This is a genomic window from Alkalimarinus alittae, from assembly GCF_026016465.1.
GTDB lineage: Bacteria > Pseudomonadota > Gammaproteobacteria > Pseudomonadales > Oleiphilaceae > Alkalimarinus > Alkalimarinus alittae.
The window spans coordinates 3,272,994-3,290,498 of the sequence record NZ_CP100390.1 but is presented as its reverse complement, the minus strand read 5'-3'; the positions used below and the strand labels follow the sequence as shown (position 1 = coordinate 3,290,498).

Below are 17,505 nucleotides of genomic sequence, written 5' to 3'. Positions count from 1 at the left end.
TCATAGCGCTGAATACTATTATCCTGTAAGCTGCACGGCCGCCGCAATGGTGGCTTTTTATTCTGTATGCAGTAACACGAGAACATTCTATGAGTTTTGATTCCCTGGGTCTATCAGCCCCTATTCTTGCAGCCGTAGCCGAACAAGGTTACGACACACCTTCACCTATTCAGGAGCAAGCCATTCCGGCTGTACTTGAGGGTAAAGATGTAATGGCGGCAGCCCAGACTGGCACAGGGAAAACCGCCGGATTTACATTGCCTTTATTACAACGGCTTTCAGAAGGCGAGCGGGCTCAAACAAACCAAGTAAGAGCATTAGTGTTGACGCCTACACGAGAGTTGGCTGCACAGGTTGGTGAAAGTGTTGCGACCTACGGAAAAAACTTACCCATAAGGTCTGCTGTCGTTTTTGGTGGTGTTAAGATTAATCCACAAATGATGAAGCTGCGTAAAGGGGTCGATGTGCTGGTGGCAACGCCTGGCCGACTGCTTGATTTATATAGTCAAAATGCAGTTAAGTTTAAGCAGCTTGAAATACTTGTGCTAGACGAAGCCGATCGTATGTTAGATATGGGCTTTATTCACGATATTAAGAAAATCTTGGCTCTTTTGCCTAAAGATAGACAGAATCTCATGTTCTCGGCCACTTTTTCAGATGATATTCGCAAGTTGGCTAAAGGGTTGGTGAATGACCCAGTAGAGATTTCTGTTTCTCCTCGCAACACGACTGTTAAAAGCGTTGAGCAGTGGGTGTACCCTGCAGACAAGGCTAAGAAATCAGCCATGCTAATCAAACTTGTACAAGATAATAAATGGCAGCAAGTATTGGTATTTAGTAAAACTAAACATGGCGCAAACCGCCTAACTAAACAGCTTGAAGCCAAAGGCATTACCGCAGCCGCGATACACGGCAATAAAGGGCAGGGCGCTCGCACAAAAGCGCTGGCCGATTTTAAGAGTGGTACTGTTAGAGTACTTGTAGCAACCGATATTGCTGCTAGAGGGCTAGACATTGATCAGTTGCCACAGGTGGTTAACTTTGACTTACCTAATGTACCCGAAGACTATGTTCATCGAATTGGTCGTACCGGACGAGCGGGTGCCAGTGGTCAAGCGGTATCGTTAGTATGCGCTGATGAACTTAAGTTGCTGTCAGATATTGAACGTTTGATTGGCGAGTTATTACCACGTAAAGAAATTGATGGATTTGAACCCGTTAACCCGCTTCGTGTGACCCGTTTAGATACTCGCCCTATCAAACCTAAAAAGCCGAAAAAGCCTCGACCACCTAGAGTTGACCATAAAGATGGTCAACGATCAGGTGAAAATGCGCGCGGGCATAATCCTTGGAATAAAAAATAATACAATACTAATATTGATCAGATTGAGTAATTATCTATGCGTCTCGACAAATTTATATGCACTTGCACTGGGCTTAGCCGTATTCAGGCTAAGCGTGTGATCGGTAAAGGTCAGGTTAAAGTTAACGGTGTTGTTGAAAAAGATCAAAAAGTCAAAATAAACGATAGCCATGAAGTCGTTTTTGATGGGCGGAACCTTCGCTTCTCAGGCCCGCGGTATATTATGCTGAATAAGCCTGATGGCGCGGTTTGTACATCGTTAGATGACGATTACCGATCAGTATTTGATTTGTTTGATATCGAGCGAGTAGAAGACTTATTAATAGCGGGCCGTCTTGATGCCGATACTACCGGGCTGCTGTTGATTACCGATGACGGAAAGTGGTCTCATAACATTACGTCACCAAAAAAGCAGTGTAAAAAACGCTATAGAGTCGTGCTAGCCGAGGCGATACCTGACGAAACTGTAGAGCGCTTTGCTGAAGGTATTATGCTTAAAGGCGAGAAGCAGCCTACCTTGCCTGCAGAGCTTGAAATACTGGCTCCCACTGAGTGCCTGTTAACCATACATGAAGGCAAATACCATCAGGTTAAACGGATGTTTGGAGCGATGAATAATCGTGTAGTTGAGTTACATCGAGAGCAAGTGGGTGAAATTGTTCTGGATGATGATTTAGCGTTAGGTGAATGGCGCTATTTGACAGATGAAGAGATACAGTCTGTTGGATAATACTTCTGTCTAGTCATGCTGTATTCCAGTGCTGATGCTCAACAAAAGGTATAGTTAAAAAGAAAATTGATGTGCAGAGTCCTGCTCATCAATGGGTTTCTTCATAATATGTATGTCACGTCTTTAAGTCCAAAGCAGCAATACCGGTCACTTGTTGAGAGTGGCTCGGTCATTGATGACTCTGCCCAATATAGTGCATTAGATTCGCTTGATGACCTTTATCGCCAGTTGGATAACGCGTCAGAGCAAACAATGAATATTCGAGGCCTGTATTTATGGGGTAAGGTCGGCAGGGGCAAAACATTCCTGATGGATCTATTCTCTGGCTCTCTTAAGTCGGAATACTGTTTGCGTCAACACTTTCATCATTTTATGGCCTCAGTTCATCTGCAGTTAGCTCAACTTTCAGGTAACTCAGACCCGCTTAGGTTGATTGCCGAAAAGTTAAGCTCAGAATATAAAGTGTTGTGCTTTGACGAGTTTTTTGTGTCAGATATTGGCGACGCCATGCTGCTAGGCCATCTCCTGAAATACCTGTTTGAGTTGAATGTTGTATTAGTGGCGACCAGCAATTCTCGGCCTGATGATTTATATCTTGACGGTCTACAGCGTTCAAGGTTTCTATCGGCTATAGAGGCGATTAAAGAATATACCCTCACCATTCATCTTAGTGGTGAAGATGACCACCGAGAACGGTTGTTAACTCAGCAACAAATCTATTTTGTTGAGCCCGCTAGCTTAGCGTTCAATACTGATACCATCATGGCATTGTTTGATCAGTATGATCTGCCCATGGCTAGCTCTAATGCTAAGTCGATAATGGTTTTAGGCAGAGAAATTCCTTACGTGTCGCGCAGCCCGCAGGCTATCTGTTTTGAGTTCTCACAGCTTTGCGAAGGGCCTAGAAGCCAGCTTGATTATATTCAGCTGGCTAAGGATTTTAGGACCGTCATTCTGATTAACATACCCTCCTTAGGGGGGAGTAGCTTTGAACACATAAAAGCGCGTGGTACTGAAGATGGTAGTGTGGGGTCTGGCGAGACGGGAGAGCGGAAAGTTGTTCATTCAAATATGGATGACGCTGTTCGCCGGTTTATCGCGTTAGTTGATGAACTTTATGAATGCAAAGTGAAGCTTTATCTGGTTAGTGAAGTGCCATTTGATCAGCTATATACCGAAGGGTGTTTGATGTTTGAATTTGAAAGAGCGCGTAGTCGTTTGATTGAAATGGCATCGGTTGAGTATCACTCCCTATAACATCTTATATAGAGCGCATGTCTTCTATGTCTAAGATTTTTTTCAACGCAGCCACACCTTGCTCTCTTTGATGTTCCGTCGTATTAGCAAACCCCAGCACTAACCCTGTCATAGTAGGATTCTCGTTAAAGTAAGATGAGAGTGCAGAACTGCCAAACCCCTGTTGTTGAAACAGCTGCTTTAACGTTTGATCATCTATGTTTGGAATTTCAATGGCTAAGTGCATACCCGCACTTTGTAAAATGGGCCTCACTTGCTCGGACAGTTCATTGTTAAGAAGGCTATTAAGGTGCTGCCATTTATCTTGATATAACAGCCTCATTTTTCTTAAATGACGAATAAAGTGCCCTTCGCCTATAAAGTCTGCAACAACAGCTTGTGTAAGTAATGGCGACTCTCCACCCATAAAACTTTTAGCTTTTATAAATACCTTGGCTAATGGTTCTGGTACCACTAAATAACCGAGCCTCAGGGCTGGAAACAGTGTTTTACTAAAGCTCCCCATATAGATGACCGGGGTTTCTTCTGCCATTCCTTGTAAGGCTGCGATGGGTTTATGGAAGTAATGAAACTCACTGTCGTAGTCGTCTTCGATTAACCATGTATGTTGTTGTGATGCCCAATCTAGCAGTTTTAGACGTTGAGAGGCAGGCAGAATACCGCCTAAAGGATATTGATGGGTTGGGGTGACGTACATCAGCTTTGGCTGGCGTGCATTTATGTTTTTATTTTTCTGTAACGCATCCAGGTCTATGCCGTTTTCTCCCATTGGGCATGATATTAATTTCGCTCTGCGGGCCAAAAATGCCTTTCTTGCGCCCATGTAACCAGGGTTTTCAACCAGTACTGAATCACCTTCATTGAGTAATACTTGAGCACAAAGAGAGATGGCTTGCTGTGCGCCTTGGGTAATGATGATTTGTTGCGGGGTGCAACGTACGCCGCGAGACAGTTTTAAATATTCCGACAATGCTTCTCGTAACGGGCCATAACCTTGATTACCGTCGTACCCCATTAGGTTTATTCGGCTTTGGTGCCTACGTTGTATTTGTAGCCATGATTTTTGTGGGAAGGATGCTATATCCGGTATGCCGGGTGTAAAAGGCAGTATTTTACCGTGCTCGGTTAAGGGTGTTTTGTTGAGATATACACCGAACTCAGAAAGTTCAGGGAGGGGGCCTTTATGGCCCCAGTTGACCTTAGATGGGCCAGAGATATCTGTTGGGAGGTCTGGCGCAACAAAAACCCCTTTGCCTTGAATGCCTTCTAAAAACCCCTCTGATTTTAACTGGTCCAGCACTATGGTAACGGTGTTTCTACTGATATTAAGCTCTGCCGCGAGGCGGCGGGAAGATGGTAAACGAGTGCCTGGCGATAATCTGCCGGTGTATATCCAGTCGGTTAACTGCTGCTGAAGTTGTTCTTGTAAGGGGCGGTCAGCGCAAAACGCGAAAGAGGAAAAGGATGGGGCTTCCATGACTGGCACCATATATTTTTATAAATTGGATCTTATAAAGATACCAGTTTGGCGTAACAATCACCATATCAACATATGCGATGGAACATAAACTAATAGTGGTAAGGAGTCGGGTGGTGAGTGAGGTTAAGTTTACAGAGCACAGTAAAGTTAGAAGAGGGGCGAAGCGTGCAAGCTACGATAAATCAAAAATATTTCAGCTGATTGATGACTTAAAACTTGGTCATATTGGCTTTATTGTTAATAACCGGCCTGTCGTCATTCCGATTACCATTTGGCGAGTGGAGGAAGATTTATACTTACACGTGGCAAATAAAAGTCGAATACAAAGGCATCTAGAGGGGGGTGGTGAAATAAGTGTTTCATTTGCTGAGTGTAACGAGTGGGTGATGTCTAAGTCCGCTTATCACCATAGTGCTAACTATCGTTCAGCTGTGTTGTATTGTACAGGCAGTAGAGTGGTGGCTGAAAATGAGTTTGATCGTGCCTTTGAAGTGGTTATTAACCAAATTGAAGAAGGGCGCTGGGATAACGTTAGAGCGCCGAATAAACGAGAGCGAAAAGCGACCGCATTGATGAAATTATCCATTAATGAAGGCTCATATAAAGCGCGTACCGGAGGGCCTGTCGAAGAGCCTGAGGATTTGTCCTTGCCTGTATGGAACGGTACAAAACCGGTGTGTCCTTTTCATCAATAAGAACAGGCTCTTATTGATGAGTTTGATCGAAAAGGCGTAGTGTGATCCAGTTCATGTTTTGGGCTATTGGCTACGCCGCTATGTTTTTTTTAATTACATATATTGGTTTTTAACTGGTTGTTAATAAAGTACTTTATGGTAATGGTACTTATTAACCAGAAGAACCCCCTTCTTAGGGGGGGTTAAGCTTAGTCCTTCCTCGCATTAACCTGATTGTCAGAAAAATAAAAAGAATGTGATCGCCAAAGCTAACTATGAATGTTTAAGTGTGACAGATACCACTTAAGTAGTTTTGGTTGCTTGATAAATCAATGGCGGTTTTATTGACCTCACGTTAGTCAGAAGGAGTTCGTATGCAGGATGCTTTGACTTATGATGTCCCTCTAGTTTCTACAAGGTATGCAGAGCGCTTTTTAAAGTTTTTGAAAACTAAACGAATATCAGAGGAAGTGATTACTGCTCATAGTGCTTCTGCCAAAAGTTTAATGACAAAGCCAGATAGCTATCTATCTGTAAACCAAGTTATTCCTCTGCTTGAGACGGCGCAATGGCTGCTGAATGATGAGCAAGCTGCATTTGAGTTTGGGCAGCAACTTGATTTAGGTAGTCATGGACTGTTCGGGTATATGCTCATAAGTCGAGAAAATCATTCTCAACTTATTGAAACCGTTGTTAAGCATCTGAGCGTTAGCTTACCGTTATTTGATATGGAGGTTTTGCATATAGGTAATGATGTATCCGTTCGCTTGCACGATACTTGGGACCTGGGCCCTGCAAAATCATTTATAGCTAAAGTCTATATGGGCAGTATCTATGCAGTTTCGTCTGCTATTTGTAGAGAAATGCGTTTTGATTGTCAATTTGAGTCAGATAAATCTCGGGCTGAGTGGGAGGGTTTAGCACCCAACACTGAATGGACTTTCAACTCAAAATATAATCAAGTTACCTTTCCTAGATTAAGACAGGTCGAGCATCGGCAAACAGAAAGCCCAGAAAAACGAAAGGTTGTTTACTCGCTTGCTCAAAATCAACATATTGCTAAGTCAAAAGAGCTTGGGCTAAATGATGATAAGTACGGCCATTACGCGGCAAAGGTGAGAGAACACATTCTTAAAGCACCGGGTCATACAAGTATTGAGCGGAGCGCAGAAAGGCTGAGTATGAGCTCACGATATCTGCGTCAGCAACTTGCAGAAGAGAACACTTCGTTTAGAGAAATTAGTAATGACGTTAGGCTGGGGTATGCAGACCTTTATTTGCGTGAGACCCCTATGCCGCTATGTGAAATTGCGAATAAACTCGGGTTTGGCGATCAGGCTAGCTTTACTCGCGCGTACAGAAGTTGGACGGGAAAAACACCTGGCGAAACACGTAAAGCGTCGAAATTAAGCTAACTTACCGAACACTTGATCGCCTTAATATTGAAGAACATAAGAAGTAGTTCACAAAGTGGTCATAGATAATATTTTTATGGGTTAAATGGTGCGATACTCATAATTCAGAGTACGCTTGTTCCATAATTTTTAATATACGGAAGCCTAGTTTGCGATATAGTTGGAACGATCGATAAAATAAAAAACAAACAGTACTGTAAAATAACCATGAGCTATGAAATTCAACGGAATGAGCTACTTAGCCTGCTTGATAAAGGGTGCAACTACCCATTAACCCTCATTGTTGCTGCCCCAGGGTTTGGAAAAACAACCCTTTTAAATCAGTGGCAGGAAAGAGGCGTTAATCATACAGTCATTAGGCTAGATCTAACCCGCCGTGATAATGACAATCTGTCTATTTTCAAAAAGATATTTAATGAGTTGAAAAAAAGTACCCCCTTGTGGGATGCGCCTTTTTTCAACTTTTTTAAGTCTGAGCAGTTTATATCTGAAGCTGCGATGGTGGACATCCTTATCCAAGCGTTTAATTTAGTCGAGGAACCATTTGTTATTGTGATTGATGACTTTCATGTCATCAAAGACCCCTTTATATCCTCCGTTTTTAGCGAATTGGTAGAGGTGCTTCCTGACCATGTCAGTATAATCTTATCGAGTAGAATGCCTCCTGAATTTCCTGTTAGTCGCTTGAAACTTGAAGAGCGAATATTAGTTTTAGACTATAACGATTTAAAATTAAATAAACATGAAATTAATCAGTTAGGTGAAGGGCTTAGCGGTAAAGCACTAACTAATGAACAACTGGTGACGCTATACACGCAAACCGAAGGGTGGGTGGTGGGTGTAAAGTTGGCCTTGTTAACATTTCTGAAATCTGGCGATTCTGCGTTAAGTTCATTTAACGGCAACCAGCCTGAACTGCTCAATTACTTTGGTTATGAAGTTCTGAACCTTTTGACAGGCGGCGTAAGAAAATTTGTACTGACCAGTGCGTTATTTGAGAGTTTTAATGTTCCGCTTTGTAATGCTGTGATAGGCCCTGATAGCGCAATTATTATTGATAAACTGGTCAGGCAAGGCTTATTTATAATGCCTGATCAAAATGAGCAGGGGTCATTTCGTTTTCACTCATTATTACAAGAGTTTCTTCAAGGTCGATTGTTGATTGAAGAAGGAATGGGCTATATCAATAGTGCATACCGTAGTGCTGCAGAGTACTTTTTAAGTCAGAACATGTTAGCAAAAGCGATTGGTTATGCATCGAAGTGCGAGGCGCTAGACTACTATTATGATGTATTAGCACAGAGCTGTAACCAGTGGATTAAGTCGGGCGAGTTTGAGGCGGTGTTAGGCGCGTTAGCAGGTATTTCAGATCAAGTACTGGTGGAGAAGTATTCGCTCTCAATACCGTTGGTGTATGCCCTTATATTCTCGCGAAAGTTTAATCAAGCGCACTATTATCTTGATTTGCTCGGTAATGCTGTTGACCCAATAGAGGTTGATGTCCCGTTTCTTAAGGCTGTCTTGGCTCTTTTTCAGCGTGATGCAGAAGCATTTGATGGCCTTAGTTTTGAACAGTTTACTAAGGTGCACACCAACGATGATATGCGAGTCGTGTCTATGGTCACTGTAGCCTACATTTTCTTGTACAAAGGGCAGCTAGAGTCGGCGTTGGTTGCTGCTAATGATGCAAAGTCCTTTGCATCAAAAGTGGGTCACAAGTTCCTAGAAAGCTATGCCGATTTGATTGTTATTCTCTGCGATCGATATATGGGGCGAGGCCTTGAAGCTATTCAGTACATGACTGATGTATATCGCCATGTAGATGAGCGGGTTGAAAGTCCGGTATGGGTTAACCTTGGTACCGGTATGATGGTCGTTTATTATGAGCAAAACAAAATTGATCAAGCTATAGCGCTCTGTCAGAAACTATTACCTTGTGTAAACTCATCTTGTGCAACAGAGGTTGTTGCGAACGTATATCTCGGCTTTTCGCGTTTATTACATATTAAGGGCGAACAACTAAAAGCATTTAAATTGCTTGACCAGTTGAATCGAATCTTGGTTTTTGGCCGCTACGATCGCTTTCAAAGTCAAATTGTTCAAGAGTTAATGAGGCAGGCGATTACAGATGAATCATCGACATCTGTAGACAGCATTGCTGAAAAATATGGCCTGCTATCATGGATAGAGCAAGAGGTGTGGCGCGATGAAGCGTACTACCAAGAAAGTAAAGAGCGATATAGTCTTGCGTCTGCTTACTGGTTAACATCCAAAGGCCGCTATGACCGTGCTAGCGATATATTAACTAAGTTAGTAACAACACTTGAAAAACAAGGCATCAAGACCCGTGCGCTGATTGCACGATGTAATTTGCTTGTCGTAAATTATCTACAGGGCAATCAAGATGTCGCCATCAATCAGTTGAAAAAAACATTAGACCAATATGGGCTAGTCTGTTTTTCCCGATCAGTGTTTGATGAAGCACCAGGGCTTGATACCGTATTTAAGCAGGCCATAAGGCAAAATAGGCTTGAACTTCCTATTGTTTATAGTGAACAATTTGAAGAACTATTGAACGAAACTAGAAGCGTTGATGACGTTGCGGTAAATCCCAAAACGCTGTTAACAGGTAAAGAAATGGAGATATTTGAGCTGTTAGCAGCAGGGCTACCCAATCTTGAAATTAGTAAGCAGACAGGGATAGCGCTTTCAACGACCAAATGGCACTTAAAGAATATTTACGGAAAACTGGGTGTTTCTAACCGCAGTGCAGCAATGATGGTTGCCCACCAACGGTAAGGCCAAAAGCAGGCCTTATCGGCACATTGATCTATAGGTGCCAGGTGTTACACCAACCCATTTTTTAAAAATCCTATTGAAGTGACTCTGATTACTAAAGCCTTGCTCAACGGCTATTTCCGCGAGCGACTTTTGGCTACTTAACGCTTGCTTAGACTTTTCTAGTCGAATATAGGTTAAGTAATCATTTGGCGTGTATCCAGTTGATGCCTTGAACATTCTCAATAGGTGATAATGACTTAAGTTGGCAAGTCCAGCTAGATCAGTTAAACAAACCGCTTGGTGAGAGTGCTGGTGAATATACTCTTTTAATTGTCGCAGTGTCGCAGGGCTTATTCCGCCGGTAAGTTTCAACTGTTTTTGGGGATAGTAATGCTTATCTGACAGTAAATGTTTAAATATCAGCTGAATAGTTTGCTCTTGAGCCAGTTGAGAAGGAGGTAGATGACCATTGATTGTGGGCACAAGAAAAAGCTGTCTAGAAAGCGATAATAAAATCGCATCATCATGAAATGTTAGCTCTGGTACCTCAATGGTTCTAGGGTCTATATCCAGCGTTGTTGACGCAAATTGTTTTATAGACTCATCTGAGAAATAAAAATGTGCAAAAACGCAAGGAGCGGTAATCTCCCATTGAGACTGATGGTGTTGAGGAAGCATACACAAACTGCCCGAATGACCGACTTTTTGGCTCGCATCTATGCGCCTAGCCCCTTCTCCCCCTTGCAGGTAAAAGCTTAGTGTATGAGTACGATCTGCATGATAACTTACGTGGTCGTCTGAGTTAGACCAATGGGCGGTTTTAAAGTGTTTGTTGATCGTATGCTGGGCGAGAAGGTGTGCATTAGATCTGCCTAATGTATCGAAAACCGATTCTTGTATTTTCATCCACGATCCCCTTCTCAAAAAACTTCATGTTGAGTGGTTAGTGTGACTAAGTTTAGTTTTCAGTTAGTTTAAACTTAATATCTAAAAAAGTGTTTAAAAACCGCAATATTATACAATACCTTGTTAGTTTTACGCAGTATGCTAAGGCTGTCTAAAAAATGTGTGCGCCGATATGTGCACGATGATTGAAAAGGTGGACGATACCTAAAGTAGGTGAGCGAGCCGTAAATGATGTTGAGGTATTTATGACGGTTTCTTTGTACGCTATTACGGTATTGGTTTGGGGGAGTACTTGGCTAGCAATATACTTTCAGCTAGGCGATGTACCCGTCACAGTGTCTATTTTTTATCGGTTTGGGTTAGCCGCGTTAATACTATTGCCATTAATGTGGCTAGCGGGAAAACTTCAAAAAACTGACCGCTCTGATCACTTATATATGGTGCTGCAGGGAGGCTGTTTATTTTCGTTTAATTTCATCTGCTTTTATACGGCCACACAGTATGTGACCAGTGGTTTAGTTGCTGTTGTATTTTCATTAGCGACTGTCTTTAATGCGGTTAATAATCGATTTTTTTGGGGTGAACATATTCCCATGCGAGTTTTAGTCGCCGGTGGGTTAGGTACTTGTGGCCTGGTATTACTGTTTTTACCAGAACTTGAAGGGCATGGTGGTAGTGGTTCAATATCTGTTGATACCTTAAAAGGGTTAGCGCTATCGGTTGTTGGCACCTATTCTTTCTCGCTAGGCAATATGATATCAAAAAGACATAGCCTTAAAGGTATTAAACCGCTCACCACCAATGCTTATGCTATGACCTATGGCACCCTCATTTTAGCGGTTATCTTGTTGTTAACTGCTCAGCCGTTAGTGATTGACGTTAGATCGCAATATCTAGGAGCACTGTTTTATTTGAGCATTTTTGGTTCTATTGTTGGCTTTACTACTTATTTGACCCTCGTTGCGCGTCTGGGGGCAAATAAAGCCGCTTATGCTACTGTTATGTTTCCGGTGGTGGCCTTAATACTGTCAAGCTGGTTTGAAGACTACCATTGGCAAATGAGTAGCTTTATTGGGTTAGGTCTGACGATGGTAGGTAATATTGTTATCAATGGCGGCTTGAAGAACCACAGAGGTTTAGTACTATCTAATAAAACGCCAACCTGATAACAGAATCAAGAATTTGTTTTGGCTAAACTGCTTAATCATTGACAAAGAGGGCTCTGCTTTTGAAAAACGATCTTCGCGCTAGAAAAAGAATGCCAACGGCGAATTTAAGCTCCTCCGTACGCGTATCTAAGGGGTTGTTAAAAAGTATTTGGGAAGACGCAAGACCTAAGGATTTCTCGCTGTTTGGTATGTGCTTGAAGACGAATAGACCCTTTAATACCGGAGATAAGATAACGGTATCTTTAACCTTAGAGATGGATATGGGCGGGATTACGATAGATCAAATTACCGCTAAAATTATTAGGGTTAATAAATTAGTAGGTTTTTATGAGTACGGTATAGAGTTTGATAAGAAAATTGTTACCAATCCTGATAACCCTTTAACGCTTAATATGATGCGCATAGAAAACTTCCTCACTAAACAAGAAGCACTTTCTGCAAAAATAGCCCAAAAAGCGGCACTATAAAGACTGCGTACCTTCGTCATTTTAGTAAAAAGTTACCAAAATGACGAACGCTTCCGTTAAAAATAATCATTACAATTCAATCTATTAAATAATTTGCACAGTCGTACATACTATTTGCACACTGTTATTACTTGCCGTAGCCATACGCTTTTTTTTAGTCTAAGAGGTTCTACTTAATGTAGATACCAGAGCGACGGTGTATGTGCTGTGCCGTACTTTCATCGTTTCATTTTACAAATAAAAATAAGAGAAAAAATGAAAATTAAGCGAGTCTCGTCAAGCTTGTTGACGTGTGCCGCCCTGATTTCGTCGGGTAATCGAGTCTTTGACCTTAACCAAGATGGTATTGCGCAATACGGTTTAGTGGCCGATCACCTGCAAGATATTCGTGAACAGGCCTCGACCCGTATATATGAGTCTGTCATGAATTCGGCAGAAGCGTATTTACAAATGTGGCAGCGAGCAGAAGCGAATACCAACACCGCTTATATCGACCCTCTTGAGCCTTTTGTGAAAATCTACAATCGCAAAGCAGGTCGATGTATGGATGTGCCAGGGCACGATAATAACTTAGTCAACGGCACTAATATTCAACTGTGGGATTGTGATGATGAGTCATTTGATCAGCACTGGATCTACAACAAAGCGCGTCAGATGTTTGAAAATAGGGCTGATCGAACTAAGTGCTTAGATAACCGAGGACAAGCCTATAACAATGGTGAAGTCGTTATCTGGGATTGTGAAGACAGTGATAATTTACGCTGGACCTACAACATGAATACCTTAGCCAGCAAACACGACAGCAACATCGTTGCAGATGCCTATGAATACGGCAACGGGGGCAATGTTGGGCAGTGGGAATACAGCGGTCGTAAATGGCAGGAGTGGGAATTAAGACCGATGACGGCCATTCATAGTTGGGTTGATTTCCGTGATAAGCGTAAAGGAAAGTGTCTTGATGTAGCGGGTGGTAACAATGCCAACGGCACCAAAGTTCAGCTCTATAGCTGCAACGGTAGCCCCGCACAGCAGTGGTACTTTGACCCAGTGAAGGGGACCCTAAAAAGCCAGTTAGCCGGTAACAAATGCTTAGATATACCCAATGGTAATACCGGCAATGGTACCCAGCTACAAATATGGGATTGTCAGGAGGGTAATACTAACCAGCAATTTAACAAAAACGGCAATGTCTTCAGTGCACGTACCAATAGCAACCAAGTGATTGATGCAGGTGGTACTGACAGTGGTGATCCGATTGTATTATGGGAGCATCACGGTGGAGATAATCAAAAGTGGCGCGCAGGGTTGAATTAAGCAATTAGACTCTTTAAACCCTAATAAAAACCTCAAAGCGGGAAACTGCTTTGAGGTTTTTTATGTAAAAGGGCTATTTGCATTCTAAGGTTGGAACGGACCTATTTTATCTGAACTCACAACGGATAGAGGTGGTTGGATATAGATAATTCGTATTACTTCTTTGTGCCAAAAGGAGTCATTCAGCCTTTATAAAACAACCTAAGTTTGTTCCCTTAGCTGGTATTCAGCTATGCTTGAACCATGCTAGATGCTATCGATACAGCCTACTTATGGTTGTGTAAGCAGCGTAATTTTTCTGCCAATGCCGACATTTGGCACCTGCGTTTTCATTGGCACAACGTTCGACAGGAACTGCTCAAGTCGCTCCACAAAAAAGATTACACCTTTATGCCTCTGAGTATGGTCACCAAGGCTAATGGCACGACATTGCATCTGTGGTCATCACAAGATGCCTTGGTATTAAAAATACTAACGATGACCTTCTCAGATGCTTTGGCATTATCAGCTCTCTGTGACTGTCTTTATTATTTAATTATTTTAATTTAAACAATACCGGTGTTCAATTTACTCTAGCCCCATTGATTTTTCTGACCAAGTGTAAAGCCTCCGAACTTTTTCGTTCAGCTTGTCTATTTCATCGAACTCAAGTTCATTAAATATATGTTCAAAAAAATCTTCAAAATTCCATACATACCCAAGGGCTCTTGTGAAAATCATGTACTGTGCAAATTCTAATTTTATTTGAGCTAAGTCACCATTTTCATTTAATTTATTTTTGGCCAACTGAAATATACCAATTATCATTGTTAGCTCTTCGCGAGTGCACATAGTTATGCACCAAAACTCATCATATTCAAAATTTAGGATAGCCTTTATTATCCGAACAGAAAGATCTAGCTCATTCAAAGATAACTCGCAATATATGGCATTTTTACTATTCATAGAATCTTGAGTCTTATTAAATAACAATTGATATTTTCTACTGTTCGAAAGACTAGATTGACCCATACTCTGGCAAGGGGTAAATGCGAACGTTGCTGCACAAAGTCCTGTGCGTAGTTGCGCTGGCCGTGCTTATTTGCCTGTTGTTGCCTCGTAGAATACTATGTTGCGATACATTGGAAAGGTTTAATCGAAGTAATCGCGCCATCCTTGGCTCCTATGGTTACTTAACGATTAAACATAGCTAATGATTTAAACAATACCAGTTTTCAATTTACTTTGAGCCCATTGGTTTTATAATTTTTCAACATATAAATATTATTGGCCGTTGTAGAAGTTATATAGATTTATTAAATTATATTCGAATTTCTTTCGAACATCGCTATTACAGTCATAATCGCTCATAAACTTTTCAAGACTGCTAAAGACCTCAAGAACCGCCTGTTTTTCTTTTTTGACACTATCTTTTCTTTCAAATAAAGTCGCAGACCGAGCTTCAACTATTAATGCTCCGTGCTTGAAACAAATATCAGTACATGCTTCCTTAAATTCTTTGTTAAGTTTATAAGTATCACTAACCTGATAAGGATCCACTCTAGTTACTTCCGAACCAAGTCCATCAGTTATCTTGTAGCCAGCCACATTAACGGTTTTGGTTACTTTAAAGGCACCAGGGTGAAAACACTGTTTTGGACTATTCGAGTAATTTAACATGTAAAAGCCCACCATCTCTTCAATTAAGTTTAACCACTTTAATCCGGCAATTTTGTCCATAACCTCTGCGTGAGCGCTGCGCTTGAGATGCGGTCTCATGTAGCGGCTATCATCAGCTCTGATATTTCCGCGATAAACTTGGTCCAGATAACGCCCTGCAGGATAAAAACAAAGTGGGCATACGCTTGGTAAATTATTATTGTTAAGAGAAGCAGGATTATCACATAAAAATACAGCTGTGTTAGGATCTTGTGAAGCTAGACTATCGTGCATTTCAATCTTACTGCTCCCGCCACCTTGATAATAGAAAAACACGCCTTCACTCTCTACAGCAAAATAGAATCTTTCCTTATCTTTTCTGCTCGCTAACCTAGTAAATAGAACCTTTGCATTATCACTGCTAAATACTTTACATTCTTGGCTGTTATCTTTTACTTGAGACAAGGTAATTTCAGAAATCGGTCTTGTTTTTATGGTGTCGTATGGACTACTTTCCCTCATATGAACATTCTCTCGAACAATTTTTTCTACTTCTTTGGCCACAAGGAATTGAGGGGTTTCGGAGCGAGCTATTGTTAATGGAGCGATTAATTTATGAGTAAAGTTACTATTAAATTTTTGATATCCATTCAATTGTAAAACAAACTCATCTGAAACTTTTGCTCGGGAGAACACTAACTGTCCGTCATTATTGCTTCCCAGCTCATCTGTAAAAAACTTCTGTTGCGAACCTTTTGCCTCAAGTATGAAACTGTTTTTATCGACAATATGCGCTCCAATATATCGGTCGATATCTTTATAACTTGACGCCTCATAAACAGGGTAAAATTTTTGTTTTTGAGAAACAATGAAAAGATGCTTACCTCGTAATTGCACAGGTTCTATAAGCACTTCATAGAGAAAACCTGTTTTGTGTGAGAATATATAACCGACGATTCTACCGAATTCATTCGACCATATAAGCGCCTCAATTTTTTCTGTTTCAGTTGAAACTAGCCAACTTCCGGAAAAAAAATCTGGTTGATAATCCCTGTCAACGAGTAAATTTATTTTCGGATTAATCTCTGAGTTTGCATGGACAAGACTGGCTGAATTCAATAAAAACACTATTAAAAAAGCCATAAATACGCGATAAGTAACCCCCACTGTATTCACTTACAACTACTCCTTTTTTGATTACTGTATTTTTACCATGATTTTAGAGTTGCTATTGATTGACTATTTATATATTGCTAAACAGCTTCTTTCTTAACTAATAACTAAACAACTTATACTCAAAGCTCGCCAGCCTAAAAATAAAAAACATCTACCATACCTAGTAAAAATTATGCAACACAACCTAGATTTTATGCAAATTAAAAACAAATAACAGGACACACATGTTGATTTTTCGAATAGAAATCCTGCGGGGTCAGAGCCGTTGATTTCATATTTTGATTGATTCACGAAGATTCCAACGTCCAACTCAGTAAACCAGCAATAGCCGTGAACGTCGTCGACTGTCTCCTGATCGCTCATTGCAGACCTACCTACTTTTGCACAAAACAGATGTTTTTCAAAGTTAGCAGAAATTGTAACTTCCAACCCTAGTATGCAAATAGCCTGTAAAAGTTTAAACGCCAAAGAGACTTCGTAGCCGTGATGAAGGGAGGCACGACTGGAATCAAGGAAAGGTTGCGGTGGATGAGCTGTCCAAACCCTGATTCCGCTTCGCTGCGTCAAGGCTACAAGGGCTTTGTGTTAGCCATTTAGGGTTGTCTTGATTGTTGTCAGTCTTGCTTAAAGATTTAATGCCTGTCTTGTCATAAAACGCTATAGTAGTAGCGGCTTATGCTGATAAATATATCTCAACATACAGGTGCTAGCATTATGCGAGTTAAGTTAGACAACGGAAAAACATACGATATAGCAGCCATGTTTAAACCCACCAAAGTGAGCCGATCTGAGGCTTGGGGGTTTTTTCGTGGAAACTTATCGGCTTGGCCTAAAGGGTTGATGATACCGGTAGAATCAAAGACGACTCTGGCGGGTTTGTTTAAATGGCTGTTGGTTTTTCCGCTTCATACCCTATCGCTATTACTTTTACCCTTTTTATGGCTCTTTGGTTACTCAACCTACGCTTACGCCTTTTTTACCAAGGATGATGCCGAAAAACTCAAAGATTACAGGGTGAACCTGCAGAAAGTATATGAAGATTTAAGTGATATAGAAGACCAAGATGAGTTCAAGCGACGACTCAAAGAAGAAATTGCCAAAATTAAACCCTATTAGTGCCTCCCTGAAACATCGT

At 41.3% G+C, this 17,505-nt stretch carries 15 protein-coding genes; 11 read left to right on the top strand and 4 right to left on the bottom strand.

Features of this window, described 5'->3' with window-relative positions; translation table 11 throughout:
* Positions 1-89: 89 nt before the first annotated feature.
* The 3 genes from NKI27_RS14910 to zapE all read left to right on the top strand — a co-directional run bounded on the left by NKI27_RS14910 (position 90) and on the right by zapE (position 3,350).
* Positions 90-1,364 carry a DEAD/DEAH box helicase gene (locus NKI27_RS14910; RefSeq protein WP_265046827.1) on the top strand — a complete coding sequence of 425 codons (1,275 nt, stop codon included), beginning with the start codon at positions 90-92 and terminating at the stop codon, positions 1,362-1,364.
* A 36-nt stretch (positions 1,365-1,400) separates the two neighbouring features.
* On the top strand, positions 1,401-2,093 hold the full coding sequence (locus NKI27_RS14905) for a pseudouridine synthase (RefSeq protein ID WP_265046826.1): 693 nt from the start codon (positions 1,401-1,403) through the stop codon (positions 2,091-2,093).
* A gap of 69 nt (positions 2,094-2,162) precedes the next feature.
* Entirely contained in the window at positions 2,163-3,350 is a 1,188-nt protein-coding gene (gene zapE, locus NKI27_RS14900; protein ID WP_265046825.1) for a cell division protein ZapE, read from the top strand.
* A 4-nt stretch (positions 3,351-3,354) separates the two neighbouring features.
* Here zapE and pdxR read toward each other — a convergent pair whose 3' ends face one another.
* On the bottom strand, positions 3,355-4,827 hold the full coding sequence (pdxR, locus tag NKI27_RS14895; RefSeq protein ID WP_265046824.1) for a MocR-like pyridoxine biosynthesis transcription factor PdxR: 1,473 nt from the start codon (positions 4,825-4,827) through the stop codon (positions 3,355-3,357).
* 116 nt (positions 4,828-4,943) lie between these two features.
* On the opposite strand from pdxR, the gene NKI27_RS14890 reads away from it, so the two are divergent.
* The 3 genes from NKI27_RS14890 to NKI27_RS14880 all read left to right on the top strand — a co-directional run bounded on the left by NKI27_RS14890 (position 4,944) and on the right by NKI27_RS14880 (position 9,718).
* The gene (locus tag NKI27_RS14890) at positions 4,944-5,525 is read left to right on the top strand and encodes a pyridoxamine 5'-phosphate oxidase family protein (RefSeq protein ID WP_265046823.1); all 582 of its coding nucleotides are present in this window, start codon (positions 4,944-4,946) and stop codon (positions 5,523-5,525) included.
* A 353-nt stretch (positions 5,526-5,878) separates the two neighbouring features.
* Positions 5,879-6,919, top strand: coding sequence for an AraC family transcriptional regulator (locus NKI27_RS14885; protein WP_265046822.1), 1,041 nt, complete (start codon positions 5,879-5,881; stop codon positions 6,917-6,919).
* A 207-nt stretch (positions 6,920-7,126) separates the two neighbouring features.
* Complete coding sequence (locus NKI27_RS14880; RefSeq protein WP_265046821.1) at positions 7,127-9,718, top strand: LuxR C-terminal-related transcriptional regulator; 2,592 nt, start codon at positions 7,127-7,129, stop codon at positions 9,716-9,718.
* 15 nt (positions 9,719-9,733) lie between these two features.
* Here NKI27_RS14880 and NKI27_RS14875 read toward each other — a convergent pair whose 3' ends face one another.
* Complete coding sequence (locus NKI27_RS14875) at positions 9,734-10,606, bottom strand: helix-turn-helix transcriptional regulator (RefSeq protein WP_265046820.1); 873 nt, start codon at positions 10,604-10,606, stop codon at positions 9,734-9,736.
* Between the two features lie 185 nt (positions 10,607-10,791).
* Between NKI27_RS14875 and NKI27_RS14870 the strand changes: the two genes are divergently transcribed.
* The 4 genes from NKI27_RS14870 (at position 10,792) to NKI27_RS14855 (ending at position 14,105) form a co-directional block, all read left to right on the top strand.
* Positions 10,792-11,772, top strand: coding sequence for a DMT family transporter (locus NKI27_RS14870; protein WP_265046819.1), 981 nt, complete (start codon positions 10,792-10,794; stop codon positions 11,770-11,772).
* 62 nt (positions 11,773-11,834) lie between these two features.
* Positions 11,835-12,242, top strand: a complete 408-nt coding sequence (locus NKI27_RS14865; protein ID WP_265046818.1) for a PilZ domain-containing protein — start codon at positions 11,835-11,837, stop codon at positions 12,240-12,242.
* Between the two features lie 255 nt (positions 12,243-12,497).
* Positions 12,498-13,556, top strand: coding sequence for an RICIN domain-containing protein (locus NKI27_RS14860; protein WP_265046817.1), 1,059 nt, complete (start codon positions 12,498-12,500; stop codon positions 13,554-13,556).
* A gap of 243 nt (positions 13,557-13,799) precedes the next feature.
* Positions 13,800-14,105, top strand: a complete 306-nt coding sequence (locus tag NKI27_RS14855) for a hypothetical protein (protein WP_265046816.1) — start codon at positions 13,800-13,802, stop codon at positions 14,103-14,105.
* Between the two features lie 18 nt (positions 14,106-14,123).
* Here the strand turns inward: NKI27_RS14855 and NKI27_RS14850 are convergent, their stop codons facing one another.
* The gene (locus tag NKI27_RS14850) at positions 14,124-14,501 is read right to left on the bottom strand and encodes a hypothetical protein (RefSeq protein ID WP_265046815.1); all 378 of its coding nucleotides are present in this window, start codon (positions 14,499-14,501) and stop codon (positions 14,124-14,126) included.
* A 318-nt stretch (positions 14,502-14,819) separates the two neighbouring features.
* Positions 14,820-16,370 (bottom strand): hypothetical protein, encoded by a 1,551-nt coding sequence (locus NKI27_RS14845; protein ID WP_265046814.1) that lies wholly within the window; start codon positions 16,368-16,370, stop codon positions 14,820-14,822.
* 675 nt (positions 16,371-17,045) lie between these two features.
* On the opposite strand from NKI27_RS14845, the gene NKI27_RS14840 reads away from it, so the two are divergent.
* Positions 17,046-17,486, top strand: coding sequence for a hypothetical protein (locus NKI27_RS14840; RefSeq protein ID WP_265046813.1), 441 nt, complete (start codon positions 17,046-17,048; stop codon positions 17,484-17,486).
* Positions 17,487-17,505: the final 19 nt, after the last annotated feature.